Raw genomic sequence first — 25,414 nt, 5'->3', positions numbered from 1 at the left:
GCGCGATGCCGCCATGTGTCCCCCTCCTTCATTCCCCCGGCCGTGGAACGGCCCTGTAGATCATGTCAGTGCGACGCCCCGGCGTGCAGGTCCGTGGGGACCCGCATGCCGGGGCGTCGTCGTCTCGCGTCAGATCACCGGGCGGTGCCGTCCGTCACCAGCAGGTCGTCGAGGGTGAACGCGACGGGTCCCGCTGCCGAGCTCGACAGGTACGACTGGATCCCGAACGTGCCCGCGGTCTGCAGGGCGGCCAGGGTCCCGGTGGTCGTCGACTGCCACGCGGTCGGCTCGGCCTGGCCGACGGGCCAGACCTTCGCGTTCATCGTGGTGGGCGACGTGCCCGTGACCTGCACGCGGACCCGCAGCTGCTGCCCGGCCGTGTACGTGAGGTTCGGAACGACCACCGACTTCAGGTTGGTGCCGTTCTCGGACTGCACGATCATGACCTGCCCGGTCGACCGCACCCAGACCTGCGTCTGGTAGTACGACGTGCCGACCTGGCGGGAGTTGATCCGCACGTAGGCGCCGCCGCCCGTGGGCACCTTGTCGAGCGCGAAGGAGACCTGCGCGTCCGAGGTGGTGGTGCTCACGGCGTCGAGGCTCGCGGTGCGGGTCTCGCCGGCGGGGCTCGTCACCTGCGCGCGCCCGTCCGCCACCTTGAGGATGGAGGCGTTGCCCGTGATGCGCCAGGCGCCCCCGGTCTCCGCCGTGCCCCAGCCGTTGGCCGCGGTGCGGGTGAAGGTGTCCTGGGCGAGGATCCCGGCGGCGGGCGGCGTGACGACCGGGGCGGTCACCGTGACCGTGCCGTCCTTCTTCGCCGAGACGAGGCCCTTGTCATCCGTCACCGTGAGCGACGCCGTGTACGTGCCGGCCTTCGCGTAGGCGTGGTCGACCGTCTTCCCGGTGCCCGTCGTGCCGTCCCCGAACGCCCAGGCGTACGAGGCGACCGTGCCGTCCGCGTCGGCGGAGGTGGATCCGTCGAACGAGGCCGTCAGGTCCTTCGCCGTCGACGTGAACGCCGCCGTCGGAGCCTGGTTCGCCGGCGTGACGACCGGTGCGGTCACCGTGACCGTGCCGTCCTTCTTCGCCGAGACGAGGCCCTTGTCATCCGTCACCGTGAGCGACGCCGTGTACGTGCCGGCCTTCGCGTAGGCGTGGTCGACCGTCTTCCCGGTGCCCGTCGTGCCGTCCCCGAACGCCCAGGCGTACGAGGCGACCGTGCCGTCCGCGTCGGCGGAGGTGGATCCGTCGAACGAGGCCGTCAGGTCCTTCGCCGTCGACGTGAACGCCGCCGTCGGAGCCTGGTTCGCCGGGGCGGGTGCCTGGCCGTCGCGGGCGACGACGAGGTCGTCGATCCGCGTCGTGACGGGCGCCGTCGCCGACCCCGAGAGGTAGGTCTGGATCGCGACGGAGCCGGCGGCCTGCAGCGCGGCGGTCGAGCTGGTGACGCTCGTCTGCCAGGCGGCGGGCTCGGCCTGACCGGCGACCCACACCTTCGCCTTGACGGTGGTCGGCGAGGTGCCGGTCGTCAGGACGCGGACGCGGAGCTGCTGGCCGGCCTGGTACGTGGTGCCGGGGAGGATGTACGACCCGATGGTCGACGCCCCCTCCGACTGCACCAGCTGGATCTGCCCGGTCGCCTTGATCCAGACCTGCGTCTGGTAGAAGGCGGAGCCGACCTGACGGGAGGTGACCCGCGTGTAGGAGCCGCCGCCCGTGGGGACGGAGTCGAGCGAGAGGGTCGCGCTGACGTCCGACGACGTGGTGGACACCGCGTCGAGGGTCATCGTGCGGGTCTCGCCCTTCGGCGAGACGACCTGGCCCGTGCCGTCCTGCACCTTGACGATGTTCGTGCCGCCCGTGACGCGCCAGGCGCCGCCGAGCTCGGCGGTGCCCCAGCCCGTCGCGACCGTGCGGCCGAACGAGTCCTGCGCGAGCACGTTCGACGCGGGCGCCTGGACGGTCACCTGCGAGGTGGTCGTCGTGGCGAGGCCCTTGTCGTCCGTGACCGTGAGCGACACCGCGAAGGTGCCGGCGGCCGCGTAGGCGTGGGTCGTGGTGCGGCCCGTGCCGGTGGTCCCGTCGCCGAAGGTCCAGGCGTAGGACGCCACGGTGCCGTCGGGGTCGGTCGACGCGGAGGCGTCGAGCGAGGCGACGAGGTTCGCCGCGGTGCTCGTGAAGCGGGCGACGGGCGCCTGGTTCACGGGCGGGGCGGTGACCGTGACGCTCGCGGTCGTGCGACCGGTCGCGCCCTTGTCGTCCGTCACCGTCAGCGCGACCGCGTACGTGCCGGCCGTCGCGTACGGGTGGGCGATGGAGGCCCCTGTCCCGGTCGTCCCGTCGCCGAACTCCCACGCCCAGGACGCGATGGTGCCGTCCGGGTCGGAGGAGGCGCGTCCGTCGAGGTTCGCGACCAGGTCGGTCGTGGTCGAGGCGATCACCGCGGTGGGCTCCCGGTTCACGGGGGGCGCCACGACCGTGACCTGCGTGGACGCGGTGCCCGTGAGGCCCTTGTCGTCCGTGACCGTCAGCGCCACCGTGTAGGTGCCGCCCGCGGCGTAGGCGTGCGTCGGCGTCGGGCCGGTGCCCGTGCTGCCGTCGCCGAAGTCCCACGCGTAGGAGGCGACGGTGCCGTCGGCGTCCGTGGAGGCGGATCCGTCGAGCTTCGCGGTGAGGTCCGTCGCGGTGGCGGTCACCACGGCGGTCGGCGCGACGTTGGCGGGGGCCGCCTGCACCGTGACCTGCTGCTGCGTGCGGTTCGTCGTGCCGCGGTCGTCCGTCACCGTGAGCGTCACCGTGTAGGCGCCGGCCTGGGCGTACGTGTGCGCCTGCTGCGCGCCGGCCGCCTGGACGCCGTCGCCGAAGTCCCAGGCGTAGCCCGTGACCGTGCCGTCGGCGTCGGTGGACCCGGACGCGTCGAACGACGCGGCCAGGAAGTCCGCCCGCTGCGTGAACGCGGCCTTCGGGGCCTGGTTCGGCACGCGGCCGCTGGTCCCGAGCGAGTAGTGCGTCGCGACGGCGGTGGGCGTGAGCACGGTCGGGTAGACCGCGACCTCGTCCATGCGGCCCTCGAAGGTGCCGCTGGAGGAGCCCCACGTGTTGTCGCCGCCGATGCGCCAGTAGCCGTCGTAGGACTGCGCCTGCGTCTGGCCGTTCTGGCCGACGAGGTCGCCGTCCACGTAGAGCTTCAGGCCGTCGGATCCCTGCGACGCGACCATGTGGTGCCACTGGCCGTCGTTGTACGCGCGGTCGGAGGTGGCGAGGTTGCTCTGGCCGGTCCAGACGCCGAACTGCAGGCGTCCGTCGTCCTGCATGTAGACGTGACGGTCGTAGTTGCCGGAGAAGTTGAACGGATCGGCGTTGTCGCCGAAGCCGATCAGCTTGCCGCCGCGCGTGGTGGTCGTCTGGAACCACATCTCGAGCGAGTACGTCAGCGGGTTGGAGATCCGCTGCTGGCTCACCGCGATGCTGTCGGAGAACGCCGCCGCCTGCCCGACCGGGCCGGTGAGGGCGCCCGCCTGGCCGAAGCGCACGTTGCGTCCGACGTTGGCGCCGACGTCGTTCTGGCCGGCGTCCTTCAGGGTCGTCGAGCCGTCGGCGTCGTCGAGGCGCCAGTAGGACGACGGGTCGGCCGCGTAGACGGCCTTGCCGTACGCGTCCGAGGGAGCGGCGGGGATCGGCGAGGTGCGGCCGGAGGCGACCAGGTGGTCGACCACGTCGGCGCGCGTGAGGGCGGTCGGGTAGACCGCGACCTGCGCGATGTCGCCGGCGAGGTAGTAGCTCCGGGGCTGGTTGGGCCAGCCGCCGAGGTTGTCGCCGCCGACGCGCCAGTAGCCCACGTAGTCCTGGCCGATGGTCGTGTCCGCACGCTGGCCGGCGAGCTTGCCGTCGACGAACAGCTTCATGCCGGCGGAGCTCATCGTGGCGACGATCTGGTGCCACTTCCCGTCGTTGAACCCGGGGGTCGAGCTCAGCGTCTGGGTCTGGCCCGTGTAGACGCCGAAGAGGATCCGGCCGTCGTTGTCGAGGTAGACCATGCGGTCGTAGTTGCCCGACGTGCCCGTGCTGCTGCCGCCGAAGCCGACGACCTTGCCGCCGTTCGTGGAGGTCGTCTTGACCCACGACTCGACGCTGAACGTGTCCGGCGCCTTCACCGCCTGCGGCGTGACCGCGAACGACCCGTCCTGGCCGGAGAAGGTGGTGGCGGTGGATCCGTCGATGGGGCCTGCGGCGCCGCGCGTCGCGTTGTCCACGCGGAGGTCCTCGAACGCGACGTGGTCGAGCCCGGCGGTGCCGTCCTTCTCGTCGAGCGGGTAGTACGCGGTCGCGCCGTCGTCCTTCACGCTCGTGGCGTACGCGTCGCTGCCCGACTGGTCGGTGATGACCACGGGAGCGGCGGCGTTGCGGTCGACGGAGTTGCCCGCCGAGTCCGTGACGACGACCTTGTACGTGTGCGAGCTGCCGGGTGCGAGGCCCTTGTCGATGAAGCCCATCGACGGCCGCTGCCAGAAGGTGGAGTCCTGCGTGACCTGGTAGACGGGCGTCGCCGTCTTGCCGTCGCGGATCACCTTGTAGGTGAGGCGCGAGTTGTCGCGGTCGAAGGTGGCCTGCCACGAGACGCGGGCCTCGCCCTTCGTGTACGAGATCGTCTTGGGGACGAGCTGGTCGTTGCCGTTCGGGCCGACCTTGTTCGGGGCGTCCTTGGCCATGGCGTAGCGGACGAGGCCCTGCTGCGCGGTGGTGTTCACGAACGGGAACTCGCCGCCGACGACGATGTAGTCCTCGTTGCCGTTGACGCTCCAGGCCGCCTGGCCCTGGCCCGTGAAGGAGCCGGTGACGTACTTGGGGAACCAGTTGAGCAGCGACGGGGACGGCGTGCCGGCCCAGTTGTGGTAGCCGTACGGGTCGGCCGTGGCCGTGCCCGTGGTGGTCTTCGAGAAGGCGAGGCTGTGCTGGAAGGTCCAGGGCTCGGTCTGCGGGAAGCCGCCGATGTTGCCGCAGTAGTGCGGGTGGCCCGCGACGTACGCGACCTTGCTCGTCGCGAAGACCGAGTACGTGTCACCGTGGCAGTCCTCGACCCAGTTCACGACGCCCGTGTTGGGGTCGGCCGAGAAGGCGCCCTCGAGGTTGCCGCCGTTGCCGAACGTGTAGCCGGATCCGTAGACGCGGTCGTCGGTCGCGTAGAGGCTCGTGATCGAGGACTCGGTGCCGGCGTTCTTCACCTGCTGGTTCGCGGCCCACGGGAGCGCGGCGCCCGTGGCGGGATCCACCGCGCCGAGCCCGTAGGTCGGCGTGCCGGACAGCTGCGTGAAGCGGCCGCCGACGATGAGCTTGGACGCGTCCTTCGTGAGGGTGAGCGCGTCCACGACGGTGTCCGCATCCGCGACGAACGGCTTCGTGCTGCCGTCGGTCGCGGACACCGCGGCGAGGTACTTCCGAGCGGCGCCGTTGACGCTCTGGAAGGTCCCGCCGAGGTACACGGTGTCGTTCGAGGCGCTCACCGTGCGGGTCTGGCTGCCCATGATGGGGCGGAACCCGGGGACGATCTTGCCCGTCGCGGTGCTGAACGCCGCCGCGCGGTAGTAGCCCTGGCCGTCGATGTCGGTGAAGTCGCCGACCACGTAGATGCGCGAGCCGTCGGGCGACGCGGTGACCGAGAGGGCCTGCGCGTTGAGCTTCGGCGCGAAGGACGTGATGAGCGCGCCCGTGCGGATGTCGTACGCGAGCAGGTTGCTGCGGGGCGTGAGGTTCGTGCCGGCCGCGGCGCCCGCGGGGCGCGCGTTCTGGAACTTGCCGGCGACGTAGACCGTGTTGCCGACGACGACCTGGGACCAGGCGACGCCGTCGATCTGGGTCGTGGGCAGCGGGTCTGCGGTGACCGTGACGGGCGTCTTCGGGTCGGTCGGGTCGACCGGCGCGGAGTCGGCCATCGCGGGCTGCGCGATGACGACCGCGGAGAGGATGACCGCGGCGGCCGCGGTCATCGCGGCCATGCGACGTCCCGCGGAGGAGAGGATGCTCATTGTGTCCTTGCTTCGGGTGAGGGAGGAGCGGGTGAGGGAGGTGCCGGTGGTCAACGTGCGCTGGCCGGTCGGGGGCTGCCGCGGCGCTGGGTGGCGCTGAGCATCGCGCCCACCGACCGCGCGATGCGCTGCCGGTAGAGCTCGGGTCCGTGCCGGTGCTCGGCGCGGAAGCGATCGCGAGCGGCCCGGGCGCGGTACGCGTCCCAGTCCGTCCGGATGTCCTGGAGGGCGTCCGCGAGGGCGGCCGGGTCCGAGGGCGGCACCAGCTGCGCCGACTCGTACCCGCCGGCGGCCTCGCGGAGGCCGGAGGTGTCGCTGACCACCACGGGCCGCGCGGCCAGCAGTGCCTCGACGGCCGTGTTGCCGAACGGCTCGTCCACCCGGGAGGGGACGACGCACGCGTCGGCGGCGGCGAGGAACGGCGTCACGTCGGCGTGGAAGCCGTGCATCGTGACCAGGTCGTCGAGGCCGAGCACGCGGATCGTGGTGCGCAGCTGCTCCTCGTATTCCTCGTAGCCGGGGAAGACGGCGCCCACGATGTCGAGGGTCGCCGGGACGCCGCGGTCGCGGAGCTCGACGATCGCCTCGACGGCGACGTCCACGCCCTTGCGGTCGGACAGCCGGCCGACGTAGAGGACCCGGAGGCCCCCGTCGAGCGCCTCGCGCGCCGGCGCGACCTCGGCGGGGCCGGGCACGCCGTTGTAGACGACCTCGGCGCGGTGCGCGACCCGCGGGAGGGCACGGCCGAGCACGTCGACGCTGTAGCGGCTGTTCGCGACGACGCTCGTGGCGAGCGCGAGCGGCAGGGCGAGCGCGGTGCCGACGACGCGCGACGCGGATCCCTCGGCCTCGTGCACGTGGGCGAGGACCGGGCGGCCGGCGAGGCGGCCGACGAGGATCCACAGCGGGATGGTGACGGTGTTGACGTACACGGCGTCCGGGCGCGTGCGGCGCACGAGGCCGAGCCCCGCGGACAGGCCGCGGGCGGACTGGCCGACGAGGGCCGCGAAGCCGCGGGGGCGCAGCATCGACTTCCGCAGCACGGGCGTGGGCGTGCGGTGCACGGTCGCGCCGACGCCCGTGAGAGCGGCGACGAGCGGGCCGTCGGAGGGCAGGGTCACGACGGTGCGGGCGCCGGCGGACACGAGGCCCGCGACGCTCTCGAGCAGCACGCGGTCGGATCCGTAGAGCTCGGCGCTCGGGTGCGCGACGAGGATCGTGCGGCCGCGGAGGTCCGCGCCCTCCTCGACGGCCCCGGCGAGCGCGTGCTCCGTGCCGGTGGACGCGGTCACGCGGTCACCCGCGCGGATCCGGCGCCGGACGACGCGGACGCCGCCTCGGCACGACGCGCGTCGAGCGCGCCCATGTCGCGGAACCACTTGACCGACGCGAGAGCGAGGTGCCCGGCGTTCGCCACCATCATCAGGGCGTAGACCGCGAGGAAGACGACGGGGGCGCCGAGCAGCGCGAACACGATGCAGAGGAAGCCGTAGTCGGTGGGGATCACGAGCAGCGAGCGCAGCAGCGTCGAGCGGCCCGCCTCGGGGGCGGAGGCGCCCGTGACCTGGTGCACGCGCTTCAGCTGGTCGTTGAGGATCATCGCGAAGAAGCTCGCGGCCGCGACGATCGCGTAGACGACGGGCACGAGCAGCCACGCGTCGGAGTCCGTGGCGGGCCAGCGGAACATCGACACGAGCACCGCGAGGTGCAGCGACGAGATCTTGATGCAGTCGACGACGTGGTCGAGCCACTCCCCCGACAGCGAGCCGCCGCCGCGGAGGCGCGCGACCTGGCCGTCGGCCGAGTCGAACGCGTAGCCGACGGCGAGCAGCAACCACACGGCGATGCCGAGCCAGGCGGCGGGCTGCACGAGCGCGATCAGGGCGATCCCGGTGAACGTGAAGGCGGCGCTGATCGCGGTCACCTGGTTCGGCGTCAGCCCCCGGCGGTACGCCCACGCGGCGAGCAGGCGGCCGGCCGGGCGGTTGACGCGGATCGAGTAGGCGGGCGCGCCGCGGGCGGCCTTCTTCTGGGCGCTCGCCAGGCGGCGGACGACGTCGGCGTACGACTCGTCGCGCGCGGGCGCCGTGGTGCCGGTCGCGGCGGTCATCGGCTCTCCTCGAGGAGGAAGGACGTCCGGCTCGCGTCGCTGGCGCGCAGCTCCGGCTCCCAGCGGGTGGCCGAGCGGACGCCGCGGCTCATGCCGTGCGTCGAGTAGCCGCGGGTCATGCGGGCGGCGAGCTCCTCGTAGCCGTCGGCGATGGCGTCCCAGTCGTAGGTCTCCTCGGCGCGCTCCTGCAGGCGGCGGCCGATCGCGACGGCCTCGTCCGCGTTCGCCTCGGCGCCCTCGACGAGCGCGGCGACGCCGGCGGCGTCCGACCAGAAGCGGCCGTCCTCGCCGAGCACGTCGCGGTTGAACACGTTGTCGTTGGCGAGCGTCGCGGTCGCGGCGCCCATGGCGCGCAGCAGCGACGGGTTGGTGCCGCCGACCGAGTGGCCGTGGACGTAGGTGAGCGCGTGGGCGTAGAGCTGGTCGAGCTGCTCCTGGTCCCACACCCCGCCGAGGCGCTGGATGCGCGGGTCGGCGGTGGCGACCTGCTCGATGCGGTCGGTGTACGCGGCGGAGTACGGCGCGGATCCGACGACGACGAGCGGCAGGGTCGCCTTCGAGGCGGTGTACCCGTCGACGATGACGTCGACGTGGTTCTCCGGCTCGAAGCGCGCGACGACGAGGTGGTACTGGCCGGGCTCGAGGCCGAGCTCGGCGAGGCGGTCGCTCGCGGGGTCGCGCAGGATGTTGGCGCCGTAGGTGAGCAGCTCCGTGGGGATCCCGAACTCGTGGTCGTAGTAGTCCGCGATGCCCTGGGCGTCGGAGATGAGCGCGTCGGCGTTCTTCACGGCCATCTGCTCGGCGATCCGGTAGTAGTTCTTCCCCATGCGGCCCCACTTGCCGCGCTTCCACTCGAGGCCGTCCACGTGCACGGCCGTGGCCGTGCCGCGCGAGCGGATGAGGGGGACGAACGGCGCGTTGGCGGCGTTGAACACGAAGGCCGCGTCCTGGCGCTTGCCGAGGGCCAGATGGATCGCGGACAGCGCGGTGTGGCTGAGCGTCTCGATCGACTTGGTCTTGAGCGCGGGCAGGTGCACGAGCGTCATGCCGAGGTGGGTGCGCGGGCGTGCGCGGTTCGCGGAACGGCAGTAGACGGTGACGTCGTGGCCGCGGGCGGCGAGGCGCTGCCCGATCTCCTCGATGGCGGTCTCGAATCCGCCGTACGCGGCGGGGACCCCCCGGGTCCCGACCATGGCGATGCGGAGTCGACGCGGTTCGATAGCAGACATTGTTAGTAGGCCCCCACGGGTCGGGTGAGCACACGGAAGGTGCGCCACATGATCATGACGTCGCCGGTCAGGGACCAGTTCTCGACGTAGTACAGGTCGAGCCGGACGCTCTCGTCCCAGCTCAGGTCGCTCCGGCCGTTCACCTGCCACATGCCGGTGAGGCCCGGCTTGATGAACAGACGGCGGTGCACGTGGCTCTCGTAGCCCTGCACCTCGCGGCGCAGCGGCGGGCGCGGGCCCACCAGGCTCATGTCGCCGACGAGGATGTTCCACAGCTGCGGGAGCTCGTCGAGCGAGTAGCGGCGGAGGACGGCGCCCACGCGGGTGACGCGGGGGTCCTTCCGCATCTTGAACAGCGGGCCGGATCCCTCGTTGGCCGCCGTCAGGGCCGCGAGCTCCGACTCGGCGGTCACCCGCATCGAGCGGAACTTCAGCATGTGGAACTCCTGGCCGCTCTTGCCCACGCGCTCCTGGCGGAAGATGGCGCCGCCGGGGCTGTCGACGCGCACGACGACCGCGAGCACGAGCATCACGGGCGCGAGGATCACGAGCGCGACGCCCGCCACGGCGATGTCGAGGGCCCGCTTCATCACGTGCTTGCCGCCCTCGAACTGCGGGATCTCCACGTGGATGAGCGGGAGGCCCTCGACCGGGCGGAAGTGGATCCGCGGGCCGGCGACGTCCGTGAGGCGCGACGCGAGCACGAGCTCGATCGACGAGCCCTCGAGCTCCCAGCCGAGCGTGCGGACGGCGTTGCTGCCGGCGCGCGGCTGGCTGGCGACGATGACGGCGTCGGCGGCGGTGCGGGCGGCGGCCGCGGCGACGGATCCGAGGTCGGAGACCACGGGGATCGTGCGCCCGGCGACCTCGAGGCCGTCGAGGTGCTCGTCGATCGCGACGCCGACGACCGCGTAGCCGGAGGCGGGACGCAGCAGGATCTGCGCGGCCACGTCCTCCACGTCGGCCCGGGCGCCCACGACGACGACGCGGGAGAGGTGCGCGCCCTGGAGCCGGCGGCGGATGAGCCACTGGCGCCAGGTCCACCGGGCCAGCAGCAGCGCGACGACGCCGAGCGGGAACGCGATGACGACGTAGCCGCGGGCGATGTCGACCTTGAGGAGCAGGAAGCCGATCGCGAGCGCGCCGAACGTGATGGCCGACGCGTTGACGACCCGCTTGTACTCGGAGACGCCGACGCCCACGATGCGGGCGTCGCGGGTGCGGAAGGCGCCGAGGACGGCGATCCACGCGGCCACGACGACCACCGAGACGACGCGGTAGTCGAGCTGCGTCGAGCCGGCCTCGACCGCCGCCTCCCCCGTGCCGAAGCGCGTGAGCTGGGCGACGAGGACGGTGGCGATGATGATCGTCCAGTCGCTGGCGATGAGGCGGGTGCGGTAGTCGCGGGCCCAACGGCGGCCCGAGGGCACGGCGGGGGCGGCGGGCGAGACGCCGGATCCGATGATCGGGCGGTGCGCCGAGCGGCGATCGGTGCGCAGGCGGGTGCGTGCGCCCCGGGTCGCGGGACGGTTCCTCGTGGTGCTCATCGCGTGCCGGGCAGCGCGTCGAGGGGTCGCGGGGTGTAGTGGGGGCGGGTGGGCGCGTTCGGGCGCGTACGGCGGGTACGGTCCTGCGCCGATGACGGGTTCATCGGTGTCTGCCTGCGTTTCGGGTTACAGGTGGGTGATGCGGTGTGCGACGCGGTCCGGGAAGACCTCGTCAGGTCCACGGCTCCGGGTCGGACGGGCTGGGTGGGCCTCGTCCGGGAGCGTCCATCGCGGGTACGACGGGTGAACAGCGGGTGGTGACGGTGGCAATGCTAAACGCTCCCTGTGCCCCGTCGCCCGTCCCCCTTCGGGGGACGGACGCCCGGTGCGCCTCCCCGTCAGCCGGTCGACGCCCCCAGCACGCGGGCGCCCGTAGCCACCCGGCGCAGGGCCGCGACCGCGTCGGGCACCGGGACGGCGACCGCCGCCTGCTGCGCCTGGATCTCGCTCGTGAGCCGCCCGTCGGATCCGAGCACCCTCCGCCCCACGACGTCGAGGCTCGTCTGATCGTTCCCCGTGGCCGCGGTGAACGCCCCGACCGTGTCGTGGACGGCGGGATCGCCGGGACCGCGGGCCCACACGATCGCCCACCTGGGGCTCGAGGCGACGTCGCGCTGGTAGACGTTGCCCGCGGTCGTGATCCCCATCTGCGTGGCGGAGCGCTCGTGCGAGTGGTCCTCCACCGCGAGCAGCGCGTTGCCGGTGCTGCCCTGCATCACGTTGTCGGCGACGGTGATGTCGGTGACGATCCACGTGACCGTGGGGTCGGGCAGCTGCTGCCGCGGATCGTGGCCGGCGTCGCCGAGGTTCGCCGCACGCCGGGTGCCCTGCGCGATGTCGACGTCGCGCCTGTTGCCGGAGAAGGTGTTGGCCCAGACCTGCGCGTGCCCGGAGTCGTCGATCCAGAGGCCCGCGGCGCCGTTGCCCGCGACGACGTTGTCGACGAAGGCGAGCTGCGCGGAGAGCTCGAACACCACCCCGCCGCCCGTGTTCGCGAGCACGTCGTTGCCCGCCACCGTCGCGTCGTGGACGGACTCGTCGAACCAGAGGCCGTTGCCCGCGCTGCGGAGGAACGCGCTGTCGGTCACGTCCACGTCGCGGCTGCGGGTGATCTTGAACCCGCCCGAGACGGGCGCCCGGTTGAAGCCCTCGGTGTTGTCGTCCGCGACGAGCAGCTGCGACGCGCGGAGCCGGTCGGCGTAGTTGGCGTGGATCCCGAGCATGCCGTTGCGCGCCGAGGTCACCGCCCGGAGGGTCGTGTCGGTCGCCTGGACCGAGAGGCCCGTGGTCGCGTTGTCGGTGATCGCGACGTCGGCGATGGTCACGTTCCGGCCGGTGACGACGACCGCGCCCATGTCGGGCACGGACGGCGCGTACCGGCGCACGCCGATGCCCCGCACGGTGCTGCCGTCGCCACGGACGGCGAGGGCGCTGACGCGATCGCTGGCGCGCACGGTCTGGCTGCCCGGATCCGAGCCGAGGTGGAGGCGGTCAGCGGCGGTGTCCACGAAGAACGTGCCCGCGGTCACCTGCGCGAGCGACGCGACCTGCCGCTGGGCGGACTGGCCGATCCAGACCTGGTCGGGATGCGCGGCCATCGGGCGCGCCGGGTCCACGAACGCCCAGCCCTCCTGCGTGCCGTCGGGCGCGCCGCGCGTGTAGGTGGGGCTCGCGTCGAAGGTGACGTCCCAGCCGGCGGCGTAGCGGGTGGATCCGGACGCGGTCCACGAGGAGAGCGTCCGGCTCCCGTCGAGCCAGACCGCCTCGCCCGGGTACGACTGCAGCGTGAGCGCCTTGCCGGCGGGCATCACGACGGTCTCGAGGTAGGTGCCGGCGCGGACGACGATCGTGCGCCCCGACGGAGCGGCATCGACGGCCTTCTGGATGCTCGCGTACGGGGACGCCTTCGTGCCCGCGCCCGCGTTCGAGCCGGCGGGCGACACGTAGATGCCGTCGATGGGCGCCGGGTAGGTCGTGGTGCCGACCGCGGCGGCGCCGGATCCCGTCCCGGGGCGCGCGTCACCGCGCGGCACCGCCTGCTCCGGGTCGGACGAGGTCGGCGCGGGCGCGGTCGGGGTCGGCGTCGGCGTGGGCGTCGGCGTCGGCGTCGGGGTGGGCGTGGGCGATGCCGCCGTCGTCAGCGGACGGACCGTCACGTCGTCGAACGCGAGGGCCTGCGTGGGCGACGACGAGGAGAGGTACGACCAGACGCGGGTAGCGGATCCGGAGACGAGACGGGCGGCGCTGGAGTCGACCGCGGACGCCTGCCAGGCGGGCACGGCTGCGCCCAGCGGCCAGACCCGGGCGTCGACGGCGACCGGGGACGAGCCCGACACCCGCGACTGCACGTTGAGCACCTTCCCCGGCACCACGCCACGCGCCACCACGACGTCGCCCACGACCGTGGTCTGCGCGGCCGTGGATCCGCTCACCCGCACGATGGACAGCCGCGCGTCCCCCGCCGGATCGACGCGGACGCTCGTCTGGTAGTACGACGAGCCCGTCACCCGCTGCTGCAGCCCTGCGTAGACGCCGCCGCCCGCGGCCGGGATCCGCGGCAGCATCACCTTCATCGTCGCCTCCGCGTCGGCGGACACCGCGGCCGGCAGCGTCGCGGAGACGGAGGCACCGGAGCGCGGCAGGTCGACGACACCCTGCGTCCCGTTGACCCGGAAGACCGACGGCTGGTCATAGACGTACGCCGCGGATCCGGGGGCCGTGCCCCAGCCGCCGGTCGCGCTGCGCGTGAAGGCGTCCGAGAAGACCGGGGCGCCCGCGACCAGGTCCTGGCCGCCCGCCGCGGCGGAGGGATCGGCGGCGGCGAGCGCGGCGGGCAGGACGAGCCCGGCGGCGACCGCGAGCGCGATCGCGTGCCGGGGGCGGACGGTCGGGCGGATGGAGCGGGTGGAGCGGGACGTACCGTTCATGGGACGGTCCTTGCGTTCGCGAGACGGCGGATGGCGGTGGATGCCCGTCCTCAGACGGGCTCGTGGGTGCCATCCCAGGTTCCGTCGCGGCCGCTCGCCGGTCGCGGCTCCGGAGCCAGTAGTGCTACTCATCCGCCGCGACGGCGCACTGATTCACGCCCTGACGCCGCCTTCCCTCCACCCGCGGCGGTACCGGCGGCAGTACCGGCGCCGGTACCGGCGCCCGGCGCCCCCGCTCGGGGACGCCGGGCGGACGACGGACGGGCCGGCCCCCGAGGGGATCGGCCCGTCCTGTCGTGCGCGCGGGGATCAGCCCACGTCGGCCCCGAGCTCGCGGGCACCGGTCAGCCAGCCGAGGAGGCCGGCGATCGCACCGACGAGCGGCACGGCCACCTGCGTCTCCACGCGGCGCACCTCGTCGGTGAGCCGGAAGCCGGAGCCCACGACGGGGCGGCCGTCGATCGCGAGGGCGGTGCGGTCGTTGCCGGTCGCCGCGCTGAACTCCTGCACGGATCCGTAGACGGCGGGGTCCCCGGCGCCCCGCGACCAGATGACGGCCCACCCGGGGCGGTTCCCCGCCTCGCGCTGGTACACGTTGCCGGAGGTCGTGATGCCCATCTGGCCGGCCGAGCGCTGGTGCGAGTGGTCCTCGACCGCGAGCAGGGCGTTGCCCGTGGATCCCTGCATCACGTTGTTCGCGATGTCGATGTCGGTCACCACCCACGTCACGGTGGGATCCGGCAGCTTCTGGCGCGGGTCGTGCCCGGGCGTGGAGAGGTCGGACGCGCGGCGGGTGCCCTGCGAGATGTCGATGTCCCGGTCGTTCGCGACGAACGTGTTGTTCCAGATGTCCACGTGGCCGGTGTCGTCGATCCAGACGCCCTCCTCGTCGTTCCGGGCCACGACGTTGTCCACGATCGAGATGGTGGCCGACAGCTCGAACGCGACGCCGGATCCGGTGTTGTCCATCACGTCGTTCCCGGCGACGACCGCGTCGTAGACGGACTCGTCGAACCACAGGCCGTTGCCCGCGTTGCGCAGGAACGCGCTGTCCTTCACGTCCACGTCGCGGCTGCGGGTGATCTTGAACCCGCCGGAGACGGGCGCCCGGTTGAAGCGCTCGGTGTTGTTGTCGGTCACCAGCAGCCGCGAGGCGCGCAGCCCGTCGGCGTAGTTCGCGTGCATCCCGAGCATGCCGTTGCGGGCCACGGTGAGCGCTGTGGCCTTCGCGCCGGTCGCCGTGATGGAGATGCCCGTGGTGGCGTTGTCGGTGATCACGAGGTTCTCGACCGTGACGTCCCGGGCCTGCACGACGACCGCGCCGAGGTCCGGCACCGAGGGCGCGAAGCGGCGGATCCCGATGCCGCGCACCGTGCTGCCGTCGCCGCGGACGCTCAGCGCCTGCACGAGGTCGCTCGAGCGCACGGTCTGGCTGCCGGGGTCGGAGCCGATGTAGAGGCGGTCCGCCGCGGTGTCGACGAAGAACGTGCCGGCGACGAGCTTGTCGCGTGACGCGACCTGCTTCTGGGCGGTCTGCCCGATCCACACCTGGTCGGGGTGGGCGGCCATCGGGTACGACGGGTTCACGAACTGCCAGCCGGTCGCGGTGCCGTCGGGCTTGCCGCGCGTGTAGGTGGGGCTCGCGTCGAACGCGACGGTCCAGCCGCTCGCGTAGCGGGTGGATCCCGAGGCCGTCCAGGAGGAGACCTGGCGGCTCCCGTCGAGCCACACCTTCTCGCCCGGGTACGACTGCAGCGTGAGGGCCTTGCCCTGCGGCATCACGACCGACTCGTGGTACGTGCCGGCGCGGACGACGACGGTGCGCCCGGCGGGGGCGGCGTCGACGGCCTTCTGGATGGTGGCGTAGGGGGACGACTTCGAGCCGGAGCCGCCGTTCGAGCCGGTCGGCGCGACGAACACCGCATCGGAAGGGACCGCGTAGGAGGTGGATCCGACGGGAGCGGAGCCGGAGCCCGTGCGCGCGTCGCCGAGGGCGACGCCCTGCTCGGCGTCGGAGGAGCCGGTGCTGGTGCCGGGCGCGGGTGCCGGTGCGGGCGCAGGGGTCGTCGGCGCGGGGGTGGGGGTCGGGGCGGGTGCCGTGGTCGACGCCGTGAGCGGGCGGACCGCCACGTCGTCGAACGCGACGGCCTGCGGTCCGGAGGACTTCGAGAGGTACGACCACAGGCGCGTGCCCGTGCCCGACGCGACGCGCGACGCGCTCGTGTCGACGGCGGCGGCCTGCCAGGCGGGGACGGCCTGGCCGTCCATCCAGGCGCGGGCGTCGATCGCGACCGCGGTCGAGCCGGAGACGCGCGACTGGATGTTCACCACGCGGCCGGGCACGATGCCCCGGGCGACGACCGTGTCGCCGACCACGGTGGCCTGCGACGCGGTGGATCCGTTGACGCGCACGACCGAGAGCCGGGCGTCGCCCGCGCTGTCGACCCGCACGCTCGACTGGTAGTACGAGGAGCCCGTGACGCGCTGCTGGAGTCCCACGTAGACGCCGTTGCCCTGCGCGGGGACGCGGGGGATCATCACGCGCACGGTGGTCTCGCTGTCGACGGGGGCCGCCACAGGGACGCCGGCCGACGCGGCGGTGCCGGCGCGGGAGAGGTCGATGACGCCCTGCCCGCCGTTGGCGCGGAACGGCGAGACGCCGTCGTAGGAGTACGCGGCGGCGCCGTCGGCGGCGCCCCATCCGCCGGTCGCGCTGCGGGTGAAGGAGTCGGAGAAGACGGGGCTGCCGGCGGTGAGGTCCTGGCCGGTCACCGCTCCCGCGGTCTGCGGGGCGATGAGGGCGGCGGAGACCGCCAGGCCGATCGCGGCGGCGAGCGCGAGCAGGTGGCGGCCGCGTGCGGATCGTGGTGCGGGTGCCGGTGCGGGTGCGACGTGCCGGGCGGCGCGGCGGGGTGTGGATCGGGTGGATGGTGTGCGGTGGCGCATGCGGGCGGGTCCTCGGTCGGATCGATCCGTCAGCAGGGCTGATGAATGCCCACCAGACGGGTGGGGTTGGTCGAATGTAACCCAGCAACAGCCTGTTGTGTCCCCCGAACGGAGGTCATGGCCGCCGCGACGGGGGCGCGCCCCCGGGATCACCGGGATGCCCCCCGTTCGGGTATCCCGCTTCCGCGGCCGGACGGGTCGCCCGTAAGATCGCCGGAGGTCCACCCGCTCCCCGCCGTCCCCACCCAGGTCGGCCGTCGTACCCGCGTCGCGGAGCAGGCCCTCCGCCCGGCGTACCCGCACCGGGCTGCACCCGATCCCGCCTCCGCGCGTTCCCGCGCCCGGACGGCGGACGACCCGAGACACGTGTGCCATGACCCGAATCGGCTACGCCGCCGGTGCCTTCGACCTCTTCCACGTCGGGCACCTCAACATCCTCAAGCACGCCAAGAGCCGGTGCGACCACCTCATCGCAGGCGTCGTCTCCGACGAGATGCTCGAGCTCACCAAGGGCATCACGCCCGTGGTGCCGCTCGCCGAGCGCCTGGAGATCGTGAGCCACATCAGCTACGTCGACCAGGCCCGCGCGGAGACGCTGCCGGACAAGCTCGACACCTGGCGCGAGGTCGGCTTCGACGTCTTCTTCAAGGGCGACGACTGGCGCGGCACCCCGAAGGGCGAGCGCCTCGAGGCGGAGTTCGCGGCCGTCGGCGTGGAGGTCGTGTACTTCCCGTACACGATGCACACCTCGAGCACCCGGCTGCGACGCGCGCTCGACATCCTGAGCGGCACGGGCGCGCCGGCCGCGGCACCCGCCGCGACGCTCGCGCAGCCGGCCGGGCACGGATCCCCCGCGCTGGTCAGCCGCTAGCCGCCCCCGGCCGCTCCCCGCCGCGCCGCTTCCCGCGAGCCCATGCCCGCGAGCCGATGCCCGGTCAGCCCGCCAGCCGGTCCGCCGCGCGCTCCGTCGCCTCGATGAGCGCGTCGAGGATCCCCGGCTCGTCGAACGCGTGCCCGGCGTCGGGCACCATCGTGAAGCGGGCGTCGGGCAGCGCCCGGTGGAGGTCCCACGCGGTGACAGCCGGCGTGCACATGTCGTAGCGGCCCTGGACGATCTCGGTCGGGATGCCGGCCAGCAGGTGCGCGTCGCGGATCAGCTGGCCGTCCTCCATCCAGCCGCCGTGCATGAAGTAGTGGTTCTCGATGCGCGCGAACGCGAGCGCGTACGTCGGCTCCGCGAAGCGCGCAACGACCTCGGGCTTCGGCAGCAGCGTGATGCCCGAGGCCTCCCACGTGGACCACGCGACCGCGGCAGGCCCGTGCACCTCGGGGTCGGGATCCGCGAGCAGCCGCGCGTACGCCGCGATGATCCCGCCGCGCTCCACCCCGGGGACGGGCGCCGTGAACGCCTCCCAGCCGTCGGGGTAGACCATGCCGGCCGGCCCCTCGTAGAACCAGTCGAGCTCGGTCGCGCGGAGGGTGAATATGCCGCGCAGGATGAGGCCGGTCACGCGGGCCGGGTGCGTCTCGGCGTAGGCGAGCGCGAGGGTCGAGCCCCAGGATCCGCCGAACACCAGCCAGCGCTCGACCCCGAGGTGCTCGCGCAGCCGCTCGAGGTCGGCCACGAGGTGCCACGTGGTGTTGACGGAGAGATCGGCCGACGGCTCGGAGACGTGCGGCGCGCTCCGGCCGCAGCCCCGCTGGTCGACGAGCACGATGCGGTACCTGGCCGGGTCGAAGAGGCGCCGGTGCGTCGGGCTCGTGCCGCCGCCGGGGCCGCCGTGCAGGAAGACGACGGGGATCCCGTCCGGGTTCCCCGAGACCTCCCAGTAGAGGAGCTGGCCGTCCCCCACGTCGAGCATGCCGGTGTCGTGCGGGTCGATCTCGGGGAAGAGGCTCTGCATGCGACGAGCCTACGGGCGGGCGACGCGGGTCCGCGGGGCGACGACGGGCGGCCGGACCGCGCTGTCCGGGCGCCGCAGACGAGGGCGTGGATCCGCGGGTCGCGGTGGGCGCTGCGGCCGGCTCCGCATACCCTGTGAGGGACCCGGCCGCTTCCCCGCCTGGAGACGAGGACCCATTTGCCCGCCCTGCCCCCGAGGCGACCCTCTCCGCGGGCCGTCGCCCGTGCCGCGCTCCGGCCCCTGACGCCGCTGACCCGCGGCGCCGTGGCCGCCGTGGCGCGGCCCTCCCTGCGGCTGTACCTCCTCCTCTACATGCGCGAGATGGAGGCCGGGATCTTCCCGCAGCACGACGACGTCTCCACGGCCCCGGGGCCGGATCCCGAGCGCGTCCTGTTCATCGGCGACATCGGCGTCGCCGGGTACGGCGTGCTGCTCGCCGGGATGGCCATGCCCGCGCAGATCGCGGCCCGGCGCGCGGCGCAGACGGGCCGGGGCGTGGAGTGGGAGAGCATCGCGGCGTACGACATGACGGCGCGCAAGGCCGCCGCCGTCATCGCCGGCCGGGCCCCCGCACCCCTCGACCTCGCCGTGGTGGCGCTCGGCATCCCCGACGTGCTCGTCGCGACCTCCGTGGAGGAGTGGATCGACCGGCTCACCGTCATCGTCCGCACCGTCCGCGGGCAGGCCGGCGACGGGTGCCGCATCGTCGTCACGGGCATCCCGCCCATGGACCGGTTCCAGCCGAGTCCGATGGTCGGTCGGAAGCTCCTCCAGGCTCAGATCTCCCGATTGAACCGGGCGACCACCCGCCTCCACGACCCGGAGCACGGCGTGAGCCACGCGCCCTACCCCGACATCTCCGGCAGGCGCCTGCTCGTGCGCGACCGCTTCTCCTACCGCATGCTGCACGCCTACTGGGCCGAGGCGATCATGCCGTTCCTGGGCGATCCGCGGCCGGTGGCCGACTGACGGGCATGACCGCGGGCCACTCGTAAGAGGGGCTGGGCGGCAGGGCGGCATGACCGGTGAGCCTCACCCCGTCGGCCGTCTCCCCCTTCACGCGATGGGCGAGATCGCCACCGGCATCCGTCTCGTGCTCGGGGTGTGACGATCCGCGCGCGGCCCTAGCCTCGTCCCATGACCGACTCCCCCGCGTCCGACTCCGCCCTCGTCGACGTCCCCTGGTCCCGCGGCACCTGGACCACCGAGCCGGAGGCAGTGCGCATCCATGACGACGGCATGGACGTGACCGCCCGCGAGGGCAGCGACGCGTGGCGGATCACGTCCTACGGCTTCGTGCACGACACCGAGCACGCGCTCGTCGCGCCGCTGGCGCAGGACTCGGCCGTGGAGGTCGCGTTCCGGCTCGAGCTCGCCGAGCAGTTCGACCAGGCCGGGGTGTTCGTGCGGGTCGACGCGGAGACGTGGATCAAGGCGGGCGTCGAGCGCAGCGACGGCGAGGACGGCCTCGGCGCGGTCGTCACGCACGGCGTCTCGGACTGGTCGCTCGCGCCGGTCCCGGGCTGGTCGGGCCGACTCGTGACGATCCGCGCCAGCCGCTCCGGCGACGCCCTCACCGTGCGCGCCCGGGTCGACGAGGAGCCGTGGCGTCTCGTGCGGGTCGCCCCGCTGGATCCCGACGCCGCCGTCACCGCGGGCCCCTTCTGCTGCGCGCCGACGCGCGCGGACTTCACGACCCGCTTCGCGTCATGGCGCACGGGCCCGGCGGACCAGGCGCTGCACGCGTAGGCCCGCCCCGCGCTACCGCCCCTTCTTCGTGCCGCTCTTCTCCATGCGGGGTGCTGAGCCGTCGGCGATCCGGGCGTCGCGGTGCGCGCGGGCCTCGTCCTGGCGGTCCCGCTCCTCGCCCGACGCCACGGCCGCGCGGACGTGGGCCTTGGTGTAGCCGAAGGAGTCGACGAGGTCCTGCGCGTGCGGGCGCAGGCGGGCGACGAGCCGGTCGACGTAGGCCGTGACGGCGCGGGCGCGCGCGGAGCTGATGCGGCCGTGGATCAGGTACCAGGCCAGGTCGTCCTCGATGAGGCGGAGGCCGAACAGGTCGCGGGTCCAGGTGAGGATGCGGCGCGTGCCGTCGTCCATCGCGCGGCCGGTCTCCGACGCGGGATCCAGCGCCTCGGTGAACGCCTCCCACTGCAGCAGCTGCGCGTGCGCGCGGGCCGCCTCGATGAGCGCGTCCTGGTGCCGGTTGAAGAGCGCCGCGGCCTCGGCCGGCGGCATCTTGCGGGTGGCGCGGAGCGCGGTCGCGATCTCGCCGACCATGGTCTCGACCCGGCCCGTCAGGAGCGCGCGCTGGGTGTCCGGCTCGCGGAGCTGGCCGACGGAGCGGGCGGTGGATCCGCGGTCCGCGAGCGCCTGCCCGAGCGTGCGCAGGCCCGTGGAGCGCAGCGTCCGATCCGCGGCCTGCTCCACGGCGTAGCGCGCGAGCACCCCGAAGTCGGCCTTCGCGAACCGGCGGTTCACGTCGGTGAGCAGGCGCTTCGCGACGAGCTGCAGGAGCACGGTGTTGTCGCCCTCGAAGGTCGCGTACACGTCGAGGTCCGCGCGGAGCCCGACGAGCCGGTTCTCCGCGAGGAAGCCCTGGCCGCCGCACGCCTCGCGCGCCTCCTGGATGGTGTCGAGCGCGTGCCACGTGCTGAGGGGCTTGAACGCGGCGGCGAGGGTCTCGAGGTCCTGCCGGTCCTGGTCGGTGTCGGTCTTCCCGGAGAACACCGAGTCGAACTGGACGAGCAGCTTCTCGTGCGCGAAGGACGCGGCGTAGGTGGTGGCGATCCGCGGGATCAGCCGGCGCTGGTGGCGCTGGTAGTCGAGCAGCACCTCCTCGTCGGTGCCGCCCGCGACGAACTGGCGGCGCTGGTTGCCGTACGTGATCGCGATCTGCAGCGCGATCTTGGCGGCGCTGGTCGCCGCGCCGTCGAGCGAGACGCGGCCCTGCACGAGCGTGCCGAGCATCGTGAAGAAGCGGCGGCCGGGGCTCGCGATCTCGGACGTGTAGGTGCCGTCCTCGGCGACGTCGCCGTAGCGGTTGAGGAGGTTCGCGCGCGGCACGCGCACGTGGTCGAAGTGGAGCCGGCCGTTGTCGATCCCGTTGAGGCCGCCCTTGAGGCCGTCGTCCTCGCCGCCGACGCCCGGCAGGAACGCGCCGGTCTCGTCGCGGAGCGGCACGAAGAAGCAGTGCACGCCGTGGTTGACGCCCTGGGTCACGAGCTGCGCGAACACCGTCGCGGCACGACCGTCGACGGCCGCGTTGCCGAGGTAGTCCTTCCACGCCGCGCGGAACGGGGTGTGGAGGTCGAACTCACCCGTCGCGGGGTCGTAGGTCGCGGTCGTGCCGATGCTCGCGACGTCGGAGCCGTGCCCGGTCTCGGTCATCGCGAACGCGCCGGGCGTCTCGAGCGTCATGATGCCGGGCAGCAGCTCGCGGTGGTGGCGTTCGGTGCCGAGGTGCATCACCGCGGAGCCGAACAGGCCCCACTGCACGCCGGCCTTGATCTGGAGCGACGGATCCGCCGCCACGAGCTCCTCGAAGCCCGCGATGTTGCCGCCGTGGTCCTCGAGGCCGCCGACGATCTTCGGGAACGCCCGGTGCACGCCCCCGTGCTCGACCAGGATCCTCAGCTGCTCGGTGACGCGCGCCCGGTGCTGGTGCATGTCGAGCCCCTCGACCCTGTGCAGCTCGGGACGGCTGGTCAGCTCGCGCGACGAGCGGCGGACGTCCGCCCAGCGGCCGAGGAGGACGCGCCCGAGCGCCTCCACGTCGACGCGCGGACCGGTCCCCGTGTCCGCCGTGCCGTCGGTGCGGTCGAGATCGCGCGCGACCTCGGCGTCGACATCCCCCGCGACCGGGACGCCCGCCTCGCGGAGCGCGCCCTCGGGGGCCGAGCCCCCGTGGCGTGCGCCGTCCTGCGGGCCCACGGCGGGGCCTCGTCCCCTCGTGCCGCGGGTGGTGCGTCCTCGTGCCGCCGTGTCGACCATGGATCCTCCGTGCCGTCGCCTGCGCCGGCATCCCTGCCGGCACCGGCCACGCTATGCACGGATCCTCCACCTGCCGAAAAACACGTCGCGGGCCTCCAACGCGGTCCCGCGGCAGGCGGTCGCGGGTTGTGGGAACCCTCAGCGGCGGGGTGGTCCGGCGGCCCGATCGGCGGCGGCGCGGGCGCCGCGGGTCAGGCGCGGGCGCCGCGCGCGCTCACCCGCTGGGGCACGCCCCACGGGTTCGCGGTGCGCAGCGGCTCCGGCAGCAGCGCGTCGGGGACGCCCTGGAACGCGACGCCGCGGAGCAGCCGGTCGAGCGACGCGGTGCCGACGCTCGTGCCGCGGTCGAGCGTGGTGGAGGGCCAGGGTCCGCCATGCTGCTGCGCGTCGGTGACGGAGACGCCCGTGGGCCAGGCGTCGACGAGCACGCGGCCGGCACGCGCGGCCAGCACGCGGATCAGCTCGGCCGCGGCCGCGTCGGCCTCCTCGGTGCCGAGGTGGACGCTCGCGGTCAGCTCGCCCTGGAACGTGCGGGCAGCGAGGTCGGCGAGGTCGGTGCCCGCGGGGTACTCGACGAGGAGCGCGAACGGCCCGAAGACCTCGTGGCGCAGCACGTCCTGGGCGGCCTCGAAGTCGGCGAGCGCGACGGCGGCGATGGTGGGGGTCACGGATCCGTCGTCGCCCGCGGGCGCGCGGCCCTCCGCGACGAGTCGGACGCCGTCGACCGCGATGGCGGCGGCGCGGCCTCCGGCGTAGCCCTCGGCGATCCTCTCGTTGAGCATCCCGTGCGGCGCGACGGCGCCGGCCTCCTCCGCGAGCACGGCGTCGAGGCCGTGGCCCGCGGGGATGAGCACGATGCCGGGCGCGGTGCAGAGCTGCCCGGCGGATCCGGCGGCGCTCGCCACGAGGGCCGCGGCGATGTCCTCGCCGCGCTCGGCGGCGGCGCGCTCGGTGATGACGACGGGGTTGACGCTGCCGAGCTCGCCGAAGAACGGGATCGGGTCGGGGCGGGCGGCGGCGACGTCGGCCAGGAAGCGGCCGGCGCGGAGCGATCCCGTGAAGGTGGCGGCGCGGATCCGCGGGTCGCGCAGCATGGCGAGCCCCGCCTCCTCGCCCTCGACGAGCTGGAGTGCGCCATCAGGCAGCCCCGCCGCGACGAGCGCGGCGGACGCGGCCGCGGCGACCCGGCGCGACAGCTCCGGGTGGCCCGGGTGCGCCTTCACGACCACCGGGCAGCCGACCGCGAGCGCCGACGCGGTGTCGCCGCCCGCGACGGAGAACGCGAACGGGAAGTTCGACGCCGCGAAGTTCAGCACCGGGCCGACGGGCACGAGGTAGCGGCGGATGTCGGGGCGCGGGGCGGGTGCCGCGTCGGCATCCGCGTGGTCGATGCGGGCGTCGAGGTAGCGGCCGTCGCGGGTGGCTGCCGCGAGGATCCGCAGCTGCACGGTCGTGCGCGTCAGCTCCCCGGCGAGGCGGCCGGGCGCGAGCGCGGTCTCCCGCTCGGCGACGGGCAGCAGCTCGGGACGGATCGCCTCGAGCGCGTCGGCGACGGCGTCGAGCGCGCGGGCACGGTCGGCGGGCGCCAGGGCGGCGAGCGGCGCGGCGGCCTCGGCGGCGCGCGCGGCGACGGCGTCGACGGTCGCGGCGACGGCGGGATCCACGGTCGGGTCGGTGGTCGTGCCGGTCTCATGCGGGGTCATGTCTCTCCTCGGTGGGGACGTCGGGTTCAGAACCGGAAGCCGCTCGGGAACGGGTCGGTGGGATCCAGCAGGTACTGTCCCATGCCGGTGATCCACGCGCGCCCGGTGATGGCGGGGACGATGGCGGGCCGGCCGGCGACGGTCGTCTCCCGCAGGATCCGGCCGGTGAAGCGGCTGCCGATGAAGGACTCGTTCACGAACTCGTCGCCGACCGCGAGCTCGCCGCGCGCCCACAGCTCGGCCATGCGCGCGGACGTGCCGGTGCCGCACGGCGAGCGGTCGAACCACCCGGGGTGGATCGCCATGGCGTGCCGCGAGAGCCTGGCGTCCGATCCGGGCGCCAGGAATTCCACGTGGTGGCAGTGGTCGACCCCGGAGATCTCCGGATGCGAGGGCGCGTCCTGGTCGTTGACGGCCCCCATGATCGCGAGCCCCGCCTGGAGGATCTCCTGCTGCCGCTCCCGGTCGAACGGCAGCCCCAGCGCGTCGAGCTCGACGACCGCATAGAAGTTGCCGCCGAACGCCAGGCTGTACGGGACCGTGCCGTAGCCCGGCACGTCGATGGAGGCGTCCAGCCGCTCCACGTAGGACGGGACGTTCTCGATCGTGACGGACGCGGCCCGCCCGTCCTCCACGTCGACGCGCGCGATCACGAGCCCCGCCGGGGTGTCGAGCCGGATCGTGGTGACCGGCTCCTGCACCTCGACGAGCCCGGTCTCCACCAGCACGGTCGCGACGCCGATGGTGCCGTGGCCGCACATCGGCAGGCAGCCGGACACCTCTATGTAGAGGACGCCCCAGTCGCAGTCGTCGCGCGTGGGCGGCTGCAGGATCGCGCCGCTCATCGCCGCGTGCCCGCGCGGCTCCGTCATGAGCAGGAGCCGCAGGTGGTCCAGGTGCTCGATCAGGTGCAGGCGGCGCTCGTTCATGGTGGAGCCGGGGATCACGCCGAAGCCGCTCGTGACGACGCGGGTCGGCATGCCCTCCGTGTGCGAGTCGACGGCGTGGAAGACGCGGGAGGACCTCATCCCT

At 73.6% G+C, this 25,414-nt stretch carries 14 protein-coding genes; 3 read left to right on the top strand and 11 right to left on the bottom strand.

What is annotated here, in order from left to right; all coding sequences use genetic code 11:
- Window positions 1–134: 134 nt before the first annotated feature.
- The 7 genes from FGD68_RS15555 to FGD68_RS06135 form a co-directional block, all read right to left on the bottom strand.
- Window positions 135–6,023, bottom strand: a complete 5,889-nt coding sequence (locus tag FGD68_RS15555; RefSeq protein WP_119372858.1) for a PKD domain-containing protein — start codon at window positions 6,021–6,023, stop codon at window positions 135–137.
- 50 nt (window positions 6,024–6,073) lie between these two features.
- Window positions 6,074–7,315, bottom strand: coding sequence for a glycosyltransferase (locus tag FGD68_RS06160; protein ID WP_237609911.1), 1,242 nt, complete (start codon window positions 7,313–7,315; stop codon window positions 6,074–6,076).
- A complete protein-coding gene (locus FGD68_RS06155; protein ID WP_119373254.1) occupies window positions 7,312–8,133 on the bottom strand; it encodes a CDP-alcohol phosphatidyltransferase family protein in 822 nt (273 codons plus the stop codon). Before FGD68_RS06155 ends, FGD68_RS06160 begins: the two co-directional genes overlap by 4 nt.
- Window positions 8,130–9,362, bottom strand: coding sequence for a DUF1972 domain-containing protein (locus tag FGD68_RS06150; RefSeq protein ID WP_119373253.1), 1,233 nt, complete (start codon window positions 9,360–9,362; stop codon window positions 8,130–8,132). The genes FGD68_RS06155 and FGD68_RS06150 overlap by 4 nt, the downstream gene beginning before the upstream one ends.
- A 2-nt stretch (window positions 9,363–9,364) precedes the next feature.
- Window positions 9,365–10,909 carry a sugar transferase gene (locus FGD68_RS06145; RefSeq protein WP_119373252.1) on the bottom strand — a complete coding sequence of 515 codons (1,545 nt, stop codon included), beginning with the start codon at window positions 10,907–10,909 and terminating at the stop codon, window positions 9,365–9,367.
- Window positions 10,910–11,247: 338 nt separating this feature from the next.
- Entirely contained in the window at window positions 11,248–13,836 is a 2,589-nt protein-coding gene (locus FGD68_RS06140; protein ID WP_237609910.1) for a right-handed parallel beta-helix repeat-containing protein, read from the bottom strand.
- A 309-nt stretch (window positions 13,837–14,145) separates the two neighbouring features.
- Window positions 14,146–16,782 (bottom strand): right-handed parallel beta-helix repeat-containing protein, encoded by a 2,637-nt coding sequence (locus FGD68_RS06135; protein ID WP_119373605.1) that lies wholly within the window; start codon window positions 16,780–16,782, stop codon window positions 14,146–14,148.
- A gap of 373 nt (window positions 16,783–17,155) precedes the next feature.
- Between FGD68_RS06135 and FGD68_RS06130 the strand changes: the two genes are divergently transcribed.
- The gene (locus FGD68_RS06130) at window positions 17,156–17,653 is read left to right on the top strand and encodes an adenylyltransferase/cytidyltransferase family protein (protein ID WP_237609909.1); all 498 of its coding nucleotides are present in this window, start codon (window positions 17,156–17,158) and stop codon (window positions 17,651–17,653) included.
- A 64-nt stretch (window positions 17,654–17,717) separates the two neighbouring features.
- Here the strand turns inward: FGD68_RS06130 and pip are convergent, their stop codons facing one another.
- Window positions 17,718–18,686 (bottom strand): prolyl aminopeptidase, encoded by a 969-nt coding sequence (pip, locus tag FGD68_RS06125; RefSeq protein ID WP_119373352.1) that lies wholly within the window; start codon window positions 18,684–18,686, stop codon window positions 17,718–17,720.
- 273 nt (window positions 18,687–18,959) lie between these two features.
- Between pip and FGD68_RS06120 the strand changes: the two genes are divergently transcribed.
- Entirely contained in the window at window positions 18,960–19,655 is a 696-nt protein-coding gene (locus tag FGD68_RS06120; protein WP_237609908.1) for an SGNH/GDSL hydrolase family protein, read from the top strand.
- 168 nt (window positions 19,656–19,823) lie between these two features.
- A complete protein-coding gene (locus tag FGD68_RS06115) occupies window positions 19,824–20,435 on the top strand; it encodes a DUF1349 domain-containing protein (protein ID WP_104236886.1) in 612 nt (203 codons plus the stop codon).
- Between the two features lie 12 nt (window positions 20,436–20,447).
- On the opposite strand, the gene FGD68_RS06110 is transcribed toward FGD68_RS06115, so the two are convergent.
- From FGD68_RS06110 to FGD68_RS06100, 3 genes are all read right to left on the bottom strand, one after another.
- The gene (locus tag FGD68_RS06110) at window positions 20,448–22,679 is read right to left on the bottom strand and encodes an acyl-CoA dehydrogenase family protein (protein ID WP_119373350.1); all 2,232 of its coding nucleotides are present in this window, start codon (window positions 22,677–22,679) and stop codon (window positions 20,448–20,450) included.
- A 191-nt stretch (window positions 22,680–22,870) separates the two neighbouring features.
- Window positions 22,871–24,382 carry an aldehyde dehydrogenase family protein gene (locus FGD68_RS06105; RefSeq protein ID WP_237609907.1) on the bottom strand — a complete coding sequence of 504 codons (1,512 nt, stop codon included), beginning with the start codon at window positions 24,380–24,382 and terminating at the stop codon, window positions 22,871–22,873.
- 26 nt (window positions 24,383–24,408) lie between these two features.
- Window positions 24,409–25,410: a proline racemase family protein gene (locus FGD68_RS06100; protein WP_104236883.1), complete on the bottom strand. Its 1,002-nt coding sequence runs from the start codon at window positions 25,408–25,410 to the stop codon at window positions 24,409–24,411.
- Window positions 25,411–25,414 lie beyond the last annotated feature (4 nt).

Origin of the sequence: Clavibacter californiensis, assembly GCF_021952865.1 — a bacterium.
Classification (GTDB): Bacteria; Actinomycetota; Actinomycetes; order Actinomycetales; family Microbacteriaceae; genus Clavibacter; species Clavibacter californiensis.
The sequence above is the reverse complement of the archived record's forward strand: the minus strand, read 5'-3'. Positions and strand labels throughout refer to the sequence as shown.